Source organism: Pseudomonas sp. 1D4 (assembly GCF_001728925.1).
GTDB classification, from domain to species: domain Bacteria; phylum Pseudomonadota; class Gammaproteobacteria; order Pseudomonadales; family Pseudomonadaceae; genus Metapseudomonas; species Metapseudomonas otitidis.
The window spans coordinates 1-17149 of sequence record NZ_LXJQ01000042.1; the positions used below are offsets into that span (position 1 = coordinate 1).

General features: G+C 53.0%; 16 protein-coding genes and 2 pseudogenes. 15 read left to right on the forward strand and 3 right to left on the reverse strand.

Going from position 1 to position 17149, the window contains the following annotated elements; genetic code table 11:
- The first annotated feature begins 99 nt into the window (after window positions 1-99).
- The 9 genes from A7D27_RS19550 to A7D27_RS27395 all read left to right on the forward strand — a co-directional run bounded on the left by A7D27_RS19550 (window position 100) and on the right by A7D27_RS27395 (window position 8659).
- Entirely contained in the window at window positions 100-5229 is a 5130-nt protein-coding gene (locus A7D27_RS19550) for a DUF637 domain-containing protein (RefSeq protein WP_218188492.1), read from the forward strand.
- Window positions 5226-5603: a hypothetical protein gene (locus tag A7D27_RS19555; protein ID WP_240923042.1), complete on the forward strand. Its 378-nt coding sequence runs from the start codon at window positions 5226-5228 to the stop codon at window positions 5601-5603. The genes A7D27_RS19550 and A7D27_RS19555 overlap by 4 nt, the downstream gene beginning before the upstream one ends.
- Window positions 5604-5699: 96 nt before the next feature.
- Window positions 5700-5972 carry a hypothetical protein gene (locus A7D27_RS27370; RefSeq protein ID WP_240923043.1) on the forward strand — a complete coding sequence of 91 codons (273 nt, stop codon included), beginning with the start codon at window positions 5700-5702 and terminating at the stop codon, window positions 5970-5972.
- Window positions 5973-5981: 9 nt separating this feature from the next.
- Window positions 5982-6239 (forward strand): hypothetical protein, encoded by a 258-nt coding sequence (locus tag A7D27_RS27375; RefSeq protein ID WP_083265705.1) that lies wholly within the window; start codon window positions 5982-5984, stop codon window positions 6237-6239.
- A gap of 100 nt (window positions 6240-6339) precedes the next feature.
- Window positions 6340-6768 (forward strand): cysteine peptidase family C39 domain-containing protein, encoded by a 429-nt coding sequence (locus A7D27_RS27380; protein WP_256548474.1) that lies wholly within the window; start codon window positions 6340-6342, stop codon window positions 6766-6768.
- The gene (locus A7D27_RS27385; protein WP_083265707.1) at window positions 6765-7121 is read left to right on the forward strand and encodes a hypothetical protein; all 357 of its coding nucleotides are present in this window, start codon (window positions 6765-6767) and stop codon (window positions 7119-7121) included. Before A7D27_RS27380 ends, A7D27_RS27385 begins: the two co-directional genes overlap by 4 nt.
- Window positions 7122-7505: 384 nt before the next feature.
- Entirely contained in the window at window positions 7506-7853 is a 348-nt protein-coding gene (locus A7D27_RS19565) for a hypothetical protein (protein ID WP_069562820.1), read from the forward strand.
- Window positions 7854-7933: 80 nt separating this feature from the next.
- On the forward strand, window positions 7934-8158 hold the full coding sequence (locus A7D27_RS29220; protein ID WP_205895119.1) for a restriction endonuclease fold toxin: 225 nt from the start codon (window positions 7934-7936) through the stop codon (window positions 8156-8158).
- 102 nt (window positions 8159-8260) lie between these two features.
- The gene (locus tag A7D27_RS27395) at window positions 8261-8659 is read left to right on the forward strand and encodes an Imm7 family immunity protein (RefSeq protein ID WP_083265709.1); all 399 of its coding nucleotides are present in this window, start codon (window positions 8261-8263) and stop codon (window positions 8657-8659) included.
- 175 nt (window positions 8660-8834) lie between these two features.
- Here A7D27_RS27395 and A7D27_RS27400 read toward each other — a convergent pair.
- Window positions 8835-9215: pseudogene (locus A7D27_RS27400) on the reverse strand (acyl-CoA dehydrogenase C-terminal domain-containing protein); the annotation flags it as partial.
- A gap of 209 nt (window positions 9216-9424) precedes the next feature.
- Here A7D27_RS27400 and A7D27_RS28020 point away from each other — a divergent pair.
- The 3 genes from A7D27_RS28020 (at window position 9425) to A7D27_RS28030 (ending at window position 11208) form a co-directional block, all read left to right on the forward strand.
- Complete coding sequence (locus tag A7D27_RS28020; protein WP_139131212.1) at window positions 9425-9790, forward strand: hypothetical protein; 366 nt, start codon at window positions 9425-9427, stop codon at window positions 9788-9790.
- A gap of 442 nt (window positions 9791-10232) precedes the next feature.
- A complete protein-coding gene (locus A7D27_RS28025) occupies window positions 10233-10598 on the forward strand; it encodes a hypothetical protein (RefSeq protein WP_139131211.1) in 366 nt (121 codons plus the stop codon).
- Between the two features lie 214 nt (window positions 10599-10812).
- The gene (locus tag A7D27_RS28030) at window positions 10813-11208 is read left to right on the forward strand and encodes a hypothetical protein (RefSeq protein WP_139131210.1); all 396 of its coding nucleotides are present in this window, start codon (window positions 10813-10815) and stop codon (window positions 11206-11208) included.
- Between the two features lie 659 nt (window positions 11209-11867).
- Here the strand turns inward: A7D27_RS28030 and A7D27_RS27405 are convergent.
- Window positions 11868-12203, reverse strand: a pseudogene (locus A7D27_RS27405) (transposase); the annotation flags it as partial.
- 411 nt (window positions 12204-12614) lie between these two features.
- On the opposite strand from A7D27_RS27405, the gene A7D27_RS27415 reads away from it, so the two are divergent.
- The 3 genes from A7D27_RS27415 (at window position 12615) to A7D27_RS19580 (ending at window position 15249) form a co-directional block, all read left to right on the forward strand.
- Window positions 12615-12893, forward strand: a complete 279-nt coding sequence (locus A7D27_RS27415) for a hypothetical protein (RefSeq protein WP_083265710.1) — start codon at window positions 12615-12617, stop codon at window positions 12891-12893.
- Window positions 12894-13709: 816 nt separating this feature from the next.
- Window positions 13710-14102: a hypothetical protein gene (locus tag A7D27_RS28035; protein WP_139131209.1), complete on the forward strand. Its 393-nt coding sequence runs from the start codon at window positions 13710-13712 to the stop codon at window positions 14100-14102.
- Window positions 14103-14790: 688 nt separating this feature from the next.
- Window positions 14791-15249, forward strand: coding sequence for a hypothetical protein (locus A7D27_RS19580; protein WP_069562824.1), 459 nt, complete (start codon window positions 14791-14793; stop codon window positions 15247-15249).
- A 56-nt stretch (window positions 15250-15305) separates the two neighbouring features.
- Here A7D27_RS19580 and A7D27_RS19585 read toward each other — a convergent pair whose 3' ends face one another.
- A complete protein-coding gene (locus tag A7D27_RS19585) occupies window positions 15306-17108 on the reverse strand; it encodes an acyl-CoA dehydrogenase (protein ID WP_069562817.1) in 1803 nt (600 codons plus the stop codon).
- Window positions 17109-17149: the final 41 nt, after the last annotated feature.

The following is a 17149-nucleotide window of genomic DNA, read 5'->3' on the forward strand; positions in this document are numbered from 1 at the left end:
CTCTACAGCCTGGGGAGCCTGAGCGTTGCGAGGGATGATGCCGGGGCCCAACTGACCCGCCTGGAGAACATCTCCGGGACGCTGGAAAGCTCGGGCGACATGAGCCTGCGGGCTGCCGTGCTGAGCAACCGCAAAGAGACCTTCGTCGAGGGCCGTGAGCTCACCTACGGCTACATCAGCGTGGTCTGCTACGACTGCAGCGGTGACCACCACAACGTCGACTACGTGGCCACCGAACGCTTCAAGACCATCGTCGCCAGCGATTCCGCCGCCGGCCGGATCAACTCGGGCGGCAACCTGGACATCCAGGGCGGTGCGGTCAGCAACCTGTACAGCAGCCTCAGCGCCACCGGCAACATCGCCATCGTGGCCACCAGCCTGGACAACACCGGCGCGGCCAGCGGCACCATCGAGCGCACGCGCCGCTTCAACACCGGGCGCGTCACGGACGGTACCGACGAGCGTTTCCGCGGGAACTACATCGACCCCTACAACGCCCGTCCGATGCCCAAGGAGATGCCCGGCGCGCTGTACGCCTGGAACCTGGTGAGCGACATCGAAACCCGCACGCCGACCGGCTCCGCTGCGCCGGCCATCATCCAGGCGGGCGGCAATGTGAGCATCCAGGCGACCCAGCCGCTCACCAACGATGCCGTCATCACCGGCCAGGCCCCCCAGGCCGGCGCGAGCCGCAGCCTGGACAGCCAGGTTTCCGATTCCAGCCAGCCGTTGGTGGTCCGGCTGAATGCCCAACTGGCACCCGACGCCCAGCAGCAGGCCATCAACCCCGTCGCCTTGCCCGGGTTCAGTCTGCCCCAGGGGCAGAACGGGTTGTTCCGGGTCAATACCAACCCCGGCCACCCCTACCTGATCGAGACCAACCCGGTCTTCGCCAGCCTGTCGGGCTTCATCAACTCCAGCTACCTGCTGGACCGCCTGGGCTTCAAACCGGACGAGACCCAGCGTCGCCTGGGGGACGGCCTGTATGAGCAGCGCCTGCTCCGGGAGGCGGTCATCGCCCGTACCGGCAAGCGCTTCCTGGATGGGCTGGCCTCCGACGAGGCCCAGTTCAAGTACCTGATGGACAACGCCCTCGCCAGCAAGGAGCGCCTCAACCTCGCCCCGGGCATCGCCCTGAGCGCGGAGCAGGTCGCCGCGCTGACCCACGACATCGTGTGGATGGAGGAGCAGGAGGTCAGTGGGCAGAAGGTGCTGGTACCGGTGCTCTACCTGGCCCAGGCCAAAGACCGCCTGGCCCCGAGCGGCGCGCTGATCCAGGGCCGCGACGTGGCGCTGATCAGCGGCACCACCCTCACCAACAGCGGCACCCTGCGGGCCAGCAACAACCTCCAGGCCTCGGCCCTCAACGTCAGCAACAGCGGCCTGATGCAGGCCGGCGAGCGCCTGTCCCTGCTCGCCACCGACAGCATCCGCAATGCCCGTGGCGGCCTCATCAACGGCAAGGATGTCAGCGCTATCGCCCTCACCGGCGACATCACCAACGAGCGCACCATCAGCCAGGAGTCCCGCAGCGGCAGGAGCTTCAGCCAGCTCACCAGCGTGGTGGACAAGGCAGCCGGCATCGAGGCCGGCAACAGCATGACCCTCACCGCCGGGAAGGACATCCAGAATATCGGCGGCAGCCTCAAGGCCGGCGGCAACGCCACCCTGAAGGCCGGCAACGACCTGGTAATCGCCTCTGCTGCCGAGGAAAACGGCAGCATGCGCAAGGACAAGCGCCATTTCTGGAGCACCACCAGCACCACCCAGCATGGGAGTGATGTGCAGGTGGGGGGGGATCTGGATGCCAGCGCCGGGCAGGATCTCGCCGTGATTGCCAGCACCGTCAAGGCGGGGGGCGATGTCAGCCTGGAGACCGAGCGCGACATCACCATCGCCGCGGCAGCCGACGAGACCAGCAGTGAGTACCGCTACAAGCGCAGTGGCAAGAAGGTCAACAAGGAAGACAGCACCGTCCGCCAGCAGGCGGCGGTGATCGAGGCGGGTGGCGGCCTCGATATCGAGGCGGGTGGCAACCTGCTGCTCAGTGCCAGCCAGCTCAAGGCCGGTGAAGAGGCCTACCTGTATGCCGGCGAACAGTTGGCCCTGACTGCCGGACAGGACAGCGACTACCACCTGTACGACATGAAGAAGAAGGGAGCCTTCGGCGCCAAGAAGAGCCAGCGCGACGAAGTGACCGATGTCCGAAATGTCGGCACCACCATCACAACAGGGGGTGACCTCTCTCTGGTCAGCGAGGGCGACCAGCTCTATCAGCGTGCTCGCCTCGAAAGTGGCGGCAACCTGACCCTGGACAGCGGTGGCGCCATCACCTTCGAAGCAGTGAAGGACTTGCATCAGGAGAGCCACGAGAAGAGCAAGAGCAGCTTCGTCTGGAACTCCATGAGCGGCAAAGGCAATACCGATGAAACGGTGCTGCAGAGCCAGCTCATCGCCCAGGGCGAGATCGCCATCAAGGCGGTTGAAGGCTTGAAGATCGACATCAAGCAGATCAATCAGAAGACTGTCAGCGAGACCATCGACGTCATGGTCAGTGCTGACCCGCAACTGGCGTGGCTCAAGGATGCCGAGAAGCGTGGCGACATCGATTGGCGACGCGTGAAGGAGGTACACGACTCCTTCAAGTACAGCCACTCGGGGTTGGGTGGCGGGGCGCAGATCATCATCGCGATCATCGTCACCTACCTGACTGCCGGTGCTGGATCCGTGATTGCTTCTACGGTTAGCGGTGCCGTTGAGGGCGGCCTAGCTGGAACGGTAGTAGGAGGGGTCGCTCAGGGCGCATTCCAGGCTGCTGCCGTACAGGGGACCATCAGCACCATCAACAACCGCGGAAACCTGGGCGCAATCGCCAAGGACATGACCTCCAAGGACGCCGTCAAAGGGTATGTGGTGGGCGGCGTGACAGCGGGGCTGGTGGGGAACTACAGCCCCGGCTCAATGGGGTTCAACTGGCAAAGTGTCGGCCAGGTTGCCAAGGTCACTGCAGTTCAAGCCGGTGTTAAGACCGCCGTTTATGGCGGCAGCCTCAAGGACAACCTCAAAAGCGCAGCAGTTGCCAACGCCGTTGCGATTGCAGGCGCCGCAGGTGCCGACATCATCGGTGGATTGCGTCTTGAGACGGGCAGCTTCGAGAAGGTCGCACTCCACGCGACGTTAGGTGGCCTCCTGTCCGAAGCCATGGGTGGCGACTTCCGGACCGGTGCCATCGCCGCTGGCGCCAACGAGCTGATGCTCAAGTGGATTGGCGAACATGTGTTGCCAGCCGACCTCGATAAAACCAGCGATGCGTACCGGGAAGGGCGGGAGAAGCTGCTGGTCATCTCCCAACTCGTGGGTGCCCTGGCAGCAGGTATGTCAGATGGCAATGCGGAAATTGCAGCCGCGGTTGCGGCCAACGCGACGGCCAATAACTACCTGCGCCATCAGGATGTCCAGGCCCTTGTTCGAGAGCTCGATGGCTGTGAGCAGGCTGGCACCTGTGAGCAGATCAAGGCCAAGTACCAAAAGATCAGTGCGGAGAATACCGAGCGCCTGAAGAACTGCCGGGCAAACGGGAATTGTGAGCAGATCGAGCGAGAAGTAGCCGAGGGCAGAGCGGCAATGGACAAAGTCCAGGATCGCTATGCCAGTGCTGTATTGGAAAAAGAGTTTTCCAATCAACAATGGCGGGATGGCCAGGACGTCAAGAATATTCTTTTTGATATGGCCAGTGACAAGGCCAGAGATGCAAGTGCCCGAGATGCGGCAAAGCGTGAGGAGTATCTAAAGTCGGCGAGTCCGCAGGAGCTTCAGGCCCAGTTGGATGCAGAGGCGCGCGAGCTCTATATAAAAGATACGCAGAAGAAGCTGGACGAACTCATTGCCAATATGGATGGGCAAATCAATCAGTTGCCCGTGGAAGTTCGGGAGATACAGAAGCTACAGCAGGAATATGCCGGAAACTTCAAGGTCGTTGCGGAGTTGGGGCAAGCGCTCAGTGAGATAGTCGAACCCGGTATCTGGGACGCACTGGGGCCCACTGCCAAGCTGGCCAAGCTCGAGCGGCTGGCAACCGTCCTCAAGGCGGCGGGTGCGAGCAAGCTGAGTACCAAGGCTGCCGAGACCGTCATCGCTATCGAGGAGCTCAGTGCGAAGCTCAGAAAGCTGGAGGCGGGCAAGATCACCCCCTCTCAACAGGATCTAGCCAAATACTCCAACCAGACCACCACTGGGAAGCTGGTCAAGCCATGCTGCTTTGCCGCAGGAACCATGGTTTCGACACCGGACGGCGACAAGGCGATCGAAACCCTCAAGGCCGGCGACATCGTCTGGAGCAAGCCTGAGAAGGGCGGTAAGCCCTTTGCCGCAGCGGTCACCGCCACGCACGTGCGGACTGACCAGGCAATCTACCGATTGAAACTGAACGCCCTCGACAAGGATCAGACCGACACTCTGCTGGTTACTCCGGGGCACCCCTTCTATGTGCCTGCTCGCAAAGATTTCGTACCAGCGATCGGCCTGAAGCCTGGAGATGAACTGCAGTCGTTGGGCGATGGCAGCAGCAATGAAGCATCCATACGGGTCGAGTCCATCGAGATGGTCCAGCCCCAGGGCGTGACCTATAACCTGACAGTGGATATAGGACATACCTTCTATGTAGGGAGTCTGAAAACGTGGGTGCACAATACAGGGCCGTGCCTGCAGTGTGGGGCCGGTGGGTGTGTGGTGCATGCTACGGAGGGTCCAAAAGGTAAAGGCTCCGAGGCTCCGTACAATCCGCAAACCACCAGAAATGAGCTTGAGTCTAATTATGGGCGCGACAATGTTCTTTCCACTACGGTTCCGCCAGTCGATGGTCGAAATGTGCATCTTGCCGGGCAGCGCCATCCGGTAACGGGGATCGTATTCGATAACAGGGGCTTCCCTATATTTGATGATGTGGCTGCATTTGATACGCGGATATCAATTGATGTCTTCAAATCTGCGAGCTATGTAGGGCAGATGAAACTTGCGACCAAAGATTTGTTAGGGGCGATTCAGCAAGGTCAAGTGAAAGCCTCAAGTTTTACTGCTAAGCAGCTTCAGCAGATTAACGCAGGGGCAAAGAAAATTGATGGCTATACGTGGCATCACCATCAGGATAGTGGGCGAATGCAGTTAGTCCCTGAACTGATTCATTCAAAGACGGGGCACATCGGTGGCGAAGCCATGGGAGGTGGAATGTGAATCTGAGTGAGACTGGTTGCTTCAGCGATGAGCTGATAGCGTTTGTTATCACCTGTCTTTTTTGTGGGGCTATAAGCAGGGATGAGTTTAATACGTGGTGCGCTCAAGCACTATCGCTAGATGACGCCCCTGTATTTTTGTACGACTTGATGGATTTTCATGATGAAATTTTTAAGATATATCAGGTAATTGGCTATGTCCCCCATTGGGAGCATGCGGAAGATGACGAGTATGCCTTATATGGTATTGCTGTCCGTCGAGGGTTTGAGCCTTACGACATGCCTTTGACGACGGATAAAGCACTTGCGTCTCTTGGGGTAAGGCCAGATATTGAGCGGCTGTTTGGTAAGGTTTTTGACTTTATTGAACTGTAAGTTGGTCCAAAAGCGACTGAACCATTAAAAGCGTTGCCGGCACCCCGTCAAATCGATGCATCTTGGAGCTCTAACACCTATAAGCATGGTGGGCTGATGACAGGTATTGAACATGTCTTCTATCGCCATGGCCCTGACTCCGGATTCTCCAATACAAGTAAGTTTGCTGCTGGTACATCTCTAAAAGATGTTTCGAACTATGTGGATAGCGCTTTGAGGTACGGGAAGGTAACTCCCAATGGTCCGGGTGGATATGTAGTAGAGTATAACGTTGGCAAGATTATTGGTGTAGATGTTTCTGGGAAACCAACCAGCACTCTGAAGGTGAATGTTCGGGATGGGATAATAAACACGGCCTTCCCCAAATGAGAATGCACCATGAAAAATGATTTGCTTAGTGCTTTTTTGGAACAGGAGCTTAGCGACTCCGTAAGAGAGGTGCTTGCAGCCGCTGTGAGAGAGTCTATAAATCCAGAGGCGCAGGTTGCTACAAGAAGTTTTGAGTTTAACTGTTTTGATGTTGCTTTGGATTTTGAGTTTGGTACGGCTACTTTAGGAGATGTCTTATCTTCAGGGGCTGGCAGTGAGCAAGTGATTCCGCTGCCATTTTTCCTAGAAGCGTGCGGCTTGAGTTAATGGTCCAAAAGCGACAGGGACGGCTGGAGATGTTGCAGGCACGGGCGCTAGAAATCCGTTGCTTGATGATGCGATACCGAGAGGCGGTGATCGTCTGGTCGTGAATCAAGGACCTGTGCCTACTTGCGGTCACAACTCTTGTGGGATGGTTCTGAATACGTTGGGCAAGGAAGTTGATGTAGGCACTCTTATCCAAAAGCTCCCGCCCTCTGAAAAAGGAATTTTTGCTCAGGATGTTGCTAGCCTGATGAAGGCTGAAGGTGTTCCTGCAAGTGCCTTTGGGAACAGAAATGTCGCTGATTTGGCTAGATATACCTCAAATGGAACTCCGGTAGTTGTTCGAGTTGTTGACAAGACTACAGGCTCTGGTTTTTCCCATTTTGTTGTGGTGGATGGGGTTACAACTAGAAATGGCATTTCTGTTGTGGCTATTCGTGACCCGCATGGTACGCAGTATTTCAGTCCTGTTAGTACCTTTGAAAGAAATTTTTCGGGTGAGGTTGTTGTTCCTCGGAGTGCTTTGAAATGAAATTAAAAATTAGCTTCCCCCAAAATATGCACACTGAGCAATTGCTCAGGCAGGAGCGAATTCCTTGCTTGTGCAAAATATCTAAAGAATTTGAGATTTCTTTTTCGGATACTGTTCCTGAGGCATCCGGAATTGTATCTGAATGGGATCGTAATGAGTTGGAGTTAAGAGCTATTGCTGGTGGGGGAGGGCAATATACGCACTATGCGAACAGTCTGATTACCTTGAGGGGAATTGAGCCTGATGTTTATAAAATCATTGGGCTAGAAATGTTTTATACGAACTTCGGGTGGTGTGTTGTCTTGAAGGATGGTGAGTATGCGCCGCCAGGGAATTTTTGGGACGAAGAGTGACGGTTTTTGATGGGCTTTACTGACAGGTTGGTCCAAAAGGGTTAGAGATAGCGTCGGGCAAGTTTGACTATCTATTTGGGCGTGTGGCTAGCAATTCCCACAACGCCGCTCGTTCGAATCAACTCGCCCTTGAGATGAAGAGGCTTGGTGTTCCAGATAATGCAAGTGGTTACCAAATGCTGACTGAGCACTTGGCTCTTTCGGTTAAAACCGAAGGCAACGTGGTGAATACGTTCACTAACCAGTTCGGAAAATTTGAGGTTAGGGAATCATTGCTTATGGAGCCATCAGGCAAGGCCGCGAATTTTCAGAGTACGTTTCAAGTTCTTGAGGACGGGACTCGAAAACTTAGCACAATCATACCTATTCATTAAGGAGGCCGGGGTGGACTTTCCAAGCATCAATGACTTTTTGGAAGAATTTGGTATTGAACCGGTCGAGATTGACCCAAGTTTGTCGTTATGTCGCTACATAAAAAAATCTGGCAGTAGTGAGCTGGAGGTTGATTTTTCTTTCAGCGCTGTAATGGGGTCGTTTCAGGTCGTGCTGCGGTTTGCTGAGCAGGAGTTGGCTATCATTACTTCGGAAAGTGTGAAGTTTATTGAGCTTTTTCGGGATGACGCGGGAGCAGGGATTCATGTCGTTTTTGATATCTATACCTCGACATCAGAGGCTTGGGTGATGCTTGAACCTGACGTGAGTTGTCGGTGGTGGACATTGCGTAACGCATAATTTGAGTTGGTCAAAAAGAGGTAGCTGGTCCTGCTACGAGGGGTGGGAAGGAAGTTTTTGCAAAGTATACAAAGGTCAATGTGAATGACCCCGCAGCAGACGCCATCGCAGCAAGGTTGGGTGGGATTTCTTCAGTAAAATTTCCTGGTAAATTTAAAGATCGCGAATTTTATGTCTTTAGTGATGAGTTTATAGGGAAAACAAAGCCTGCTAATTTCCAAATGGGAAGTGCGTTCCGTAACCAAGCTAAAGGTACCTTTGGAAGCTGCTGTAGAATTAGGCCGAAAGTCTTATTTCCATTTTGATGGTGCTCCTAATCCGGCAGTTATTGAAAAATTAAATGAGTATGGAAGGCGATACGGTATAGAGCCAGTAATCGATAGGACTCCATTGTAAGGGGATAATTTATGTATGAATTTCATGGTTGGATTAAATTATCCGAATCCCCTTCGGAAATGGATGAAGGGGGGGTGGATCAAAAAGTTAAAAAATTGAAAAATGAATTATCCAGCTTTGGATGGTCAAGCGGTAGATGTGAAATTTTACTAATGAATGGCGCTTATACCCTTGTGTTAAACGCCACTCCTAATAGGCGGCGCACTGAAGCCGAAGACCTACAAAAAGTAGTTAGCATTGTGACGAAAGACTTTGCTGGGGCATATGGATTAATCTATGAGTACGATGAGCAGGCAAGTACTGAATATGGGCGCGGTGTGTTTTCAGTCAGAGTAATCAAAAGAGGAAAGTGCGAGATTTTTTTAGATCCGTTTCTGTCGCCAGTAATACCTGTCGTTGAGGACGAATGATTTACAGGGAAAAAAGGGGGCAGATTTAATTTTCGTTGGTTGGGCGCCATTAGGTTTTCATCCTTGCCCATGACCGGGCGGGCGGTGAGGCGTATGTGGTGTTGAAGGCTGAAGACTGACCGCGAGCCATAAAAAAGCCCCGCATGTGCGCGGGGCGTGAAAGGTCCGGTTGGACTCAGAACCAGTCGGCTTGCATGCCCAGGCAGGTGTCTTTGCGGGCTTCGAGGATGGTCAGGGCGTGGTGGACGCCGGGCACTTCCCAGGTGAGGAAGAAGCGGGCGGCCTGCAATTTGCCTTTGTAGAACTCGGTGTCGGCGGGGTTGCCGTTGGCCAGGCCTTGCTGCGCGCGGATTGCTTGTTCCAGCCAGCGCCAGCCGATGACGGCGTGGCCGAAACTGTTGAGGTAGAGCGCGGAGTTGGCCAGGGCCTGGGCGACCTTGCCCTGCATCAGGTCGCCGAGCAGGGCGAGGGTGACGGTGGAGAGGCGGGCGAGCAGTTGCTCCAGCGGTTGGCGCAGGGCGTCCAGTTCGCTATGGGCGGCGGCGCGCTGGCAAGCCTAGGCGCTTGTGATAGCAGCTTTGCTCAGAATTTGGCCAATAAAATGGGCGTTCCGGTTGAGGCGCCTACCAACCTAGTTTGGGCTTATGGTGATGGGCAGATGGTGGTTGCGCCGCGCGCATCATTAGATAAAAGATCTCCACTGTAAATACGCCAGATTTTTTTGAAGCAAGGTAAGCTCAAGGTATTCAGTCCTAGGAGACTATAATGGACAAAATGTCTTCTCTTGCATGTGAAGTTTGTGGTGGGCGATTAGAAGCTTTTAATGAGGGGAGTGCTCAAGGTTTAAGGTGTGTTGATTGTGAGTGGTCATTGGTGACTACCCAGATTCCAGAAATCAGGGTTGATGAACAAGAATATGATATCCACTGTGATGGGGATTTTAAGAGTGGGGCTCATATAAGAGCGGTTGCTGAAGTGTCAGGCTTAAATTTCTTGGAGTCTAGAAAGGCTCTTGAAGGGGGGCGCTTTGTAGTGCTTTCCGGTCAAGCAATTGATGTGCTTCGAGTTAAAGAGATTCTTGAGTCTGCTGGGGTTCGGTATTCAATAGAGCCTGATTTCAGATGGGGCTGAACAAATATTTCTTAGATGGTGTGACTAAGGCTCGCATGCCCATAAAACTAAATTTTTTTTCAATGGTGATGATGTGAAGTTTATAGTGGTGGAGTCAAGGTTTTTCATGGGTTAAGTCGAAGCATGAGGTAAAGGTTAATTATTGCTTATCAAGTGCTCGCGCTCTTGGTTGGTTTTAGGCACTGCTGATTGTTAGTTAAAAACTGACCAAAGTGGTTCAGATCGCTCGCTCGTTCAAGTGTTCTCGCCACCAATATGACTTGGCTGTTAACGCTTCCTTGATCCAAAGCAAATCTCTGCTGTATTCGGCAGAAAACATCAATGTACCTCCGCTGGATCGATAGCAAAAACAGCATTACCTAGGTCGGACGCTCAGCTCGGTGTGACCTATGCTCTAGTCTTCTGCAGTTGCCCATATTTTGATTAGAGGTGGAAAAGGTTAATGGAAAAAGCAACGCGCTTATATGCGTGCCATAGCTGCCTGATGGGGTCTAAAGATCCAGTAACATGCACGAATTGTGGGGTTTTAATCAGGAAGTTGGATCTTTCAGGTGCGATGGTGATCCCGCCTGTTTGGGGTGTTGTGGTAATCAATGACATTAATCAAGAAGAGCTGGATGCTGTGAACCGTGTGATAGATGAGGTGGCGAATCGCTTCTATCAGAATTTCTCTACTTTTGAAGTGGATGGCGCTCTAGTAATAGAGTGCAACGAGATTGCTGCCGCTAAACTGATACCTAAATTGGAAGATGAACTGCGTGGGTGTAGGCCAGATATCGTAATTTGTTTTGAGGGTAAGCCGGAGTAGGTGGTCAATTTCAGTGCCTGCCGTTTTTGAAAATAGGGTCAGGATTTTTCTTGTCTACGAGGTGTTAGGTAGAATTCTGCTCAAGTAGATTTCTATGCATAAGTTAGTTGTGGGGATTGGAAGTATTCGTATGGTGGCCGGATCATTTAGAGTCTTCTGTTGAAGTATGGGGTTGGAGGCTTGGTTTTCACTGTTTGACTATTAAGAGCTAAATATGATGGCAGGCGGTTCTGTTGTAGTAAATGGGTGGCTGATAATAATTGATTTTAAGCTATATCTTGTTCAGGTTGATCAGGCCGAGCAGGTTGAAAATTGTGAGAGCTCTCAGAGAATGGAAGTGTCTGAGCCAGAAATAATTTTTTCGGTATTGGAGCGGATTTTGCCATTGGGAGGAGGTAATAGCTTTATATTTCATCGAGCTAGAGTTTGTGGCGTTATTACAAGCAGCGTGCAGAGAGTAGTCAAAGTGATTTCAATGTCGGTGGAAGAGAGAGGGGGTGGCTTTGTTCAAATCGCTATTGAGGGCAGCGCAGAGCGGCATAGGGCCAAGTATCAGGAGTTTATCAGTAAGAGAGGGATAAAATCTAGCGATTGGCTCGATTACTATTAGGATTCAGCAGTGGTTTGCTGAGTTAATGGTTTAGTGATTTTTATTCTTCTTTTTTTGAGTTTTCCCTGCTCTTCTGCTAGCTATGTGGTAACGCGGTTGCATGCTGTGTGAGGCTTTTTGTTGTTTTTTGGATTGCAAGGGCTTTGGCAGGCTGTAGATTATATTTTTCTGGTTGGCTTGTTGTTGTATTGGTTGTCGTAGATGTTTTATGTAGTGATGTGGTTGTTCTATTGGGTTGCGGTGTGCGTTTTTATTTGTTCGAGGTTTAGGGAAAGTGAAAAGAACTGCGAAGCTGTATCAGTGCTATGGCTGTCTGAGAGAGTCTACAGATCCTTTAAATTGCACCAATTGTGGAGCGTCGATAGAGGAGCTTGATCTCACAAACGCAATGTTCATACCGCCCATTGGGGGGTATGTCGTGGTGGAAGGCTTTGATCAGGAGGCTCTTGAGGTGGTTAGGCGTATTGCGAGTGAGGTAGCAAATGCCTTTTACCACAATTTCTATATTTCCGAGGTTGCGGGTAAGTTGCTTGTGAAATGCAACGACTATTCCGCTTCCCTGCTAATCCCTAGGTTGGAGCAGGAGCTTTCAGGGCGTAAGCCAAGCCCGTTGATTTATTTTGAGGGTAAGTCGGGACAGGTATTTTCTGGTTAGATGCTTAATATTTTTTCAGTGGCATAATATTATATATACAGAAATTCTTATGTGGGCATCGCAGCGCGCAAGCCAGTGTGACCATTGCAGTAAAGCTCTTGGCGAGCTTGTCGTAACGGGTACCGATTCTTCGGTTCTCTTTTAGCCAGCCGAACATCTGCTCGATGATGTTGCGCTGCCGATATCTCGGTCGATCAAAAAGTCTAGGTACCCCGGCTCAGGCCGCCCCGACTTTCCGGGGATACGTACCTGATCCAAGAGTAGCTGTACATGGGGAAAGTCGCTGGCTTGAAAGCAGGAAGCGAGGAGTTATCCCGTTGGCATCGTGGCGGTAGTGTACTGGATGGTGACTTAATACTCCGCGCAAAGTCTTCTATCAAGCCTAATAGTGATGTCGGTCCTTCGGTTCCTCCGCTATCTTCCGCCTTCCATAGCGATGAACTGCTAGTCTTTGCTGATCAAACCATTAGAAATGGTGGAGCCCTGCAGAAGGCTCTAGCCCGCCAGCCGGGGCAGAGTGTGATTAGAGTGAATGTTAGTGATGTGGGCGATGTCGGCGTTGATCTTGGTAGGGGCTTTAGAACAGTTTTGAGTGGCGGTAATAAAACTGCGAATTTGGAGGCGCATGGTGCGCCAGTTAGGGTTGATGGTCTGCGTAGTGTAGAGGGGGTATATCAGTTTAATCCTAATAAAAATGTATGGGAAACAATTACTATATTTCCTGCACCACTTCCATGATGAGTTATGAATCATGAAATATGAAAACATTCGCCACATGCTGCGGACTATTTTTGTCACGGATTTCAGTCTTCCAGAAGATGCAGCTATCAATATCTATGTTAGTGGATTAAAGGTAAGTGGCAAGGAGGAGATAATGAAGCATGAGCTATCTGAGGCTTTTGGAGATGGGAGCATATCTTGGCGGGCTATGCTGAATAATGATGAGTACGAGGTTTTGGATTTTGAAACTGAAGAAGAGGCTAGGGCTTATGTAAAAAGAATTCTTTGGGATCCACTAGAAAGACTCTGAACAAGGCTGCTCGCATTGGTAGATTATCGGCTCTCTCCGAACATTGTAAGGTTCGGTGGGTGTACGGTTGATAACCTTTTTTCTGTTGGTTCGAATAATAACGAAGGCCTGGCCGATACCGCTAACTGTATTTTCTGGTTGTCTTTATAGTGTCGCTGGAATTTATGGGGTATTTTTTCTAATGGTTGATACAGTGGTGTGATTGGCCTGCCGGGCTGTTTTTATTCGGAGTGAAAAATTGAAGAAGTCTAAAAAATTGTATGACTGTCACAGTTGTCTTATGGAGTCTACAGACCCAGTAAGATGTACCCATTGTGGGGTTTTGATACAGGAGATTGATATTTCAAAAGCGATGTTCATACCGCCCGTTTGGGGGTACTTAGTGGTAGAGGGCTGTGATCAGGAGGATCGTGAGATTGTGAGGAAAGTAACCGATGAGGTGGCAAGTGCCTTTTTTCAGAGTTTCTATATTTCTGAAGTGGCGGATGGCTTGCGAATAAAATGTAATAATTCTTCTGCTTCTCTACTAATTTCTAAGCTTGAGGAAGAGTTGCCTAGTCGTAAGCCAAGTCTCTTGATTTATTTTGAGGGTAAGCCGGAGTAGATGGCTGTCTTCAGCACCTGCAGTTTTTGAAAAAGTCGATAAAAATGGCCAAATCACCCGCCCACTTCTGAGTTTCCAGCCGGCGCGAGCACCTCGCGCCGGCTAATCCCTGCATTACAGACACATCTCTCCCGCACTCGTCAGCAAGTGCCGACGCGCGATCCACAGATTTGAAGGACCGAATAAACGGAAGGTTTGGAGGATTATAAATAATGATTGATTTTTTGTTGAGATATAGAGTTTCTCTCCAAGAGTTAAGGGCTTTCATTGCTCTGGTCGTGGGCGCTTCCGTGGATGAGGTCGTTGTTTTTCAGGATGCTGAGTTTTATGAAAGGGCTGGTGCGCTGGATTTATCCAGCTGCAGATGTCTATGTGTTTTTTCGTACGTCTATGGGGAGGCTGCTATGTTGCTGCAGCTGTTCAGGTGTGAGATGAGTGCTGCGGATTTAAAGGGAAAAATAATATCTGCATCTTCTGTTCTGGGAGTTGAGTGTTATATTCCAGATCCCGTTGGTGAGGGTTGGGTTTATGTAGGGGGGAATGGAGTGGTGTCTGGTGTTAAAAGGATGTGCGACGATAATGAAGAGTATTTTTACTTTGGGTAAAGTGGTTCTTGTTCTGTTTTTGGAGTAAGGCAGCTAGGCACTTAATGATTAAGATTTTGATCTGACCAATCGGCACTCTCCGTACATTGTAAGGTTCTGGGGTGGTTGATAATATTTTTTAGTTTGTTCGAATAATAACGAAGGTCTGGCTGATGCCGCTAATTTTATTTTCTGGTTGTCTTTATATTGTCGCTGTAATTGATGAAGTATTTTTCTAACAGTTGATGCAATGGTGTGATTGGTCTGTCGGGATATTTTTATTCGGAGTGAAAGATTGAAAAAATCTAAAAATTTGTATGAGTGTCACAGTTGTCTTATGGAGTCTACAGACCCAGTAAGATGTACCCATTGTGGGGTTTTGATACAGGAGATTGATATTTCAAAAGCGATGTTCATACCGCCCGTTTGGGGGTATTTAGTGGTAGAGGGCTGTGATCAGGAGGATCGTGAGGTTGTTAGGAAAGTAATCGATGAGGTGGCAAGTGCCTTTTTTCAGAGTTTCTATATTTGTGAAGTGGCGGATGGCTTGCGAATAAAATGTGATAATTTCTCTGCTTCTCTACTAATTTCTAAGCTTGAGGAAGAGTTGCCTAGTCGTAAGCCAAGTCTCTTGATTTATTTTGAGGGCAAGTCTGAGTAGATGGTTTGTGGTAGGGGCTTAAGGCTGAATTCAATGGGTATAAAGAATATGAAGCGTACTTTTCTTATCACAGCCGTCGCTCTGATGGCTGCCTGTTCCAATCAAGGCCCGATGACTTCTCCGGTTGCTTCCGATGACACACCCTCTGCCGCTATTCAGGCGTTCCGTGAAATCTGCCTGAAGACTGCGCCAGACTTTTCCCGGGCAGCGACTGCCGCCAAGGCGGTGGGCGTCGAGGTGGGCGATATGGGCTTCATGATGGCCGGCTTCAAGGCGGACAAGAGCCTGGGCGTTCAGATCCAGGCAGGGAAGGAGTGTGTCGTGACCACGTCTTCACAGCGGGACGAGCACCTTACCCGGCAATTGCTGGACGCGGCTCGTGATTTGTCCAGTACGCCGGTTGCGCAAACCTCGCCTGCGAAGATCACGCTGGGTGGCCAGGTTTTCATCCTTGCCCATGACCGGGCTGGCGGTGAGGCGTATGTGCTGTTGAAGGCTGAGGACTGACCGCGAGCCATAAAAAAGCCCCGCATGTGCGCGGGGCGTGAAAGGTCCGGTTGGACTCAGAACCAGTCGGCTTGCATGCCCAGGCAGGTGTCGTCGCGGGCTTCGAGGATGGCCAGGGCGTGGTGGACGCCGGGCACTTCCCAGGTGAGGAAGAAGCGGGCGGCCTGCAGTTTGCCTTTGTAGAACTCGGTGTCGGCGGGGTTGCCGTTGGCCAGGCCTTCCTGCGCGCGGATGGCCTGTTCCAGCCAGCGCCAGCCGATGACGGCGTGGCCGAAGCTGTTGAGGTAGAGCGCGGAGTTGGCCAGGGCCTGTGCGACCTTGCCCTGCATCAGGTCGCCGAGCAGGGCGAGGGTGACGCTGGAGAGGCGGGCGAGCAGTTGCTCGAGCGGTTGGCGCAGGGCGTCCAGTTTGCTGTGGGCGGCGGCGCGCTGGCAGGTCTCGTTCATGAGGCGGTTGAGCTGCTTGAGGCCAGCACCGTTGTTCTGCGCCAGTTTGCGCCCGAGCAGGTCGAGGGACTGGATGCCGTGGGTGCCTTCGTGGATGGGGTTGAGGCGGTTGTCGCGGTAGTACTGCTCCACCGGGTATTCGCGGGTGTAGCCGTGGCCGCCGAGGACCTGGATGGCCAGTTCGTTAGCCTTGAGGCAGAACTCGGAGGGCCAGGACTTGACGATGGGGGTGAGCAGGTCGAGCAGTTCGTGGGCCTGTTGGCGGGCGCTGTCGTCGGCGAGGGTCTGGGTGTCGTCGAACAGGCGCGCGGCATACAGGCCGAGGTCGAAGGCGCCTTCGACGTAGGCCTTCTGGGTGAGCAGCAGGCGGCGTACGTCGGTGTGCTGGATGATCGGGATCTGCGGGCTGCTCGGGTCCTTGCCGTCGGCATGGCGGCCCTGGGGCCGGTTGCGGGCGTAGTCCAGTGAGTACAGGTAGCCGGCGTAGCCGAGCATGATGGCGCCCATGCCGACGCCGATACGGGCCTCGTTCATCATCTGGAACATGTAGGACAGGCCGTGGTGGGGCTTGCCCACCAGGTAGCCGACGCATTCGCCGTTGTCGCCGAAGTTGAGCGCGGTGGAGGTGGTGCCGCGCCAGCCCATCTTGTGGAACAGGCCGGCGAGGATGACGTCGTTGCGTTTGCCGAGGCTGCCGTCGTCGTTGACCAGGAACTTGGGAACGATGAACAGGCTGATGCCTTTCACGCCGGGCGGGGCGTCCGGCAGCTTGGCCAGGACCATGTGCACGATGTTCTCGGAGATCGGCTGGTCGCCGCCGGAGATGAAGATCTTGTTGCCCTTGAGGCGGTAGGTGCCGTCGGCCTGGGGTTCGGCGCGGGTGCGGATGTCCGACAGGGAGGAGCCGGCGTGGGGCTCGGTGAGCGCCATGGTGCCGAAGTAGCGGCCTTCGATCATGGGGGCGAGGAAGCGGGCCTTCTGCTCTTCGCTGCCGAAGCTTTCGATCAGGTTGCTGGCGCCCATGGTGAGCATGGCGTAGGACGCGGTGCCGGCGTTGGCGGACTGGAAGTGGGCGAAGCAGGCCTGGGACAGCAGGTTGGGCAGCTGCATGCCGCCGACCTCGAAGTCGCGGGTGGCGTTGAGGAAGCCGGCTTCGATGAAGGCTTCCAGCGCGGGCTTGACCTCGGGGATCAACTGGGCGGCGCCGTCGACGTACTGCGGCTCGTGCTCGTCATTCTTGCGGTTGTGCGGGGCGAAGAGCTCTTCGGCGATGCCGCGCGCGGTGGCGAGGGCGGCGTCGAAGGTCTCGCGGTTGTGGTCGGCGAAGCGCGGGCGCTGGGTCAGGGCTTCGGCATCGAGCACTTCATAGAGTTCGAAGGCCAGGTTGCGGGAGCTGAGCAGGGTCTCGGACATGGTCGGTCTCCGGTGGAATGCCCGGAGTCTAGATTGGTGAA

Coding starts and splice junctions, on each gene's coding strand:
- A7D27_RS27370 (WP_240923043.1), top strand. CDS start 5,700: ATGACAGGTATTGAACATGTCTTCTATCGCCATGGCCCTGACTCCGGA.
- A7D27_RS28025 (WP_139131211.1), top strand. CDS start 10,233: ATGGAAAAAGCAACGCGCTTATATGCGTGCCATAGCTGCCTGATGGGG.
- A7D27_RS28020 (WP_139131212.1), top strand. CDS start 9,425: ATGGACAAAATGTCTTCTCTTGCATGTGAAGTTTGTGGTGGGCGATTA.
- A7D27_RS19580 (WP_069562824.1), top strand. CDS start 14,791: ATGAAGCGTACTTTTCTTATCACAGCCGTCGCTCTGATGGCTGCCTGT.
- A7D27_RS27385 (WP_083265707.1), top strand. CDS start 6,765: ATGAAATTAAAAATTAGCTTCCCCCAAAATATGCACACTGAGCAATTG.
- A7D27_RS27395 (WP_083265709.1), top strand. CDS start 8,261: ATGTATGAATTTCATGGTTGGATTAAATTATCCGAATCCCCTTCGGAA.
- A7D27_RS19550 (WP_218188492.1), top strand. CDS start 100: ATGAGCCTGCGGGCTGCCGTGCTGAGCAACCGCAAAGAGACCTTCGTC.
- A7D27_RS28035 (WP_139131209.1), top strand. CDS start 13,710: ATGATTGATTTTTTGTTGAGATATAGAGTTTCTCTCCAAGAGTTAAGG.
- A7D27_RS19585 (WP_069562817.1), bottom strand. CDS start 17,108: ATGTCCGAGACCCTGCTCAGCTCCCGCAACCTGGCCTTCGAACTCTAT.
- A7D27_RS28030 (WP_139131210.1), top strand. CDS start 10,813: ATGATGGCAGGCGGTTCTGTTGTAGTAAATGGGTGGCTGATAATAATT.
- A7D27_RS27415 (WP_083265710.1), top strand. CDS start 12,615: ATGAAATATGAAAACATTCGCCACATGCTGCGGACTATTTTTGTCACG.
- A7D27_RS27375 (WP_083265705.1), top strand. CDS start 5,982: ATGAAAAATGATTTGCTTAGTGCTTTTTTGGAACAGGAGCTTAGCGAC.